This is a genomic window from Campylobacter sp. 2018MI13, from assembly GCF_018501135.1.
Classification (GTDB): domain Bacteria; phylum Campylobacterota; class Campylobacteria; order Campylobacterales; family Campylobacteraceae; genus Campylobacter_E.
This window is the reverse complement of the sequence record NZ_JAHCZC010000228.1, coordinates 1-445: the sequence shown is the minus strand read 5'-3', so window position 1 is coordinate 445 and position 445 is coordinate 1. Positions and strand designations below refer to the sequence as shown.

At 48.1% G+C, this 445-nt stretch carries 1 protein-coding gene; it reads right to left on the bottom strand.

All coding sequences use genetic code 11. The features are described from left to right. Positions 1-422 (bottom strand): hypothetical protein (locus KJQ99_RS09765; protein WP_214150719.1); only part of this gene is annotated, 422 nt, incomplete at its 3' end. Between the last annotated feature and the right edge of the window lie 23 nt (positions 423-445).

The following is a 445-nucleotide window of genomic DNA, read 5'->3' as shown; positions in this document are numbered from 1 at the left end:
CCGGATTTGACGGTAATGCCGACATATTCCTGATAATTTGTCGCAATTTCTGACGGACAACCGGCAAACGTCTTATCCAACGCGGATTGGACGCAGCTTTTGCGCAAAATCGATGCTCCGTGCAAAAAAGGCAAAAACTTCAAAACACTCGCAACGCCTTTTGGAAGAAAGCCCATAGGCAAATAGACTCCTCCCAAAAATCCGACCAGCGTTCCGGAAATGCTTGCAAGCGTCGACCAGATCTTAGAACGTCTGAGCCCAATCGAAATTCCGTACGCGTCCATTGAAAACCAAACTAAGTTGAGCGCAATTCCCACGATGACCTTCAGCATACTCGTCATCGAATGCATATCTCCCCCGACTAAAGCGATAAATGCCAAACACACGCCGAGCGTTGCCAACCACATCATCATCGAAGCCATCATTGACGCTGCGATGTATGACA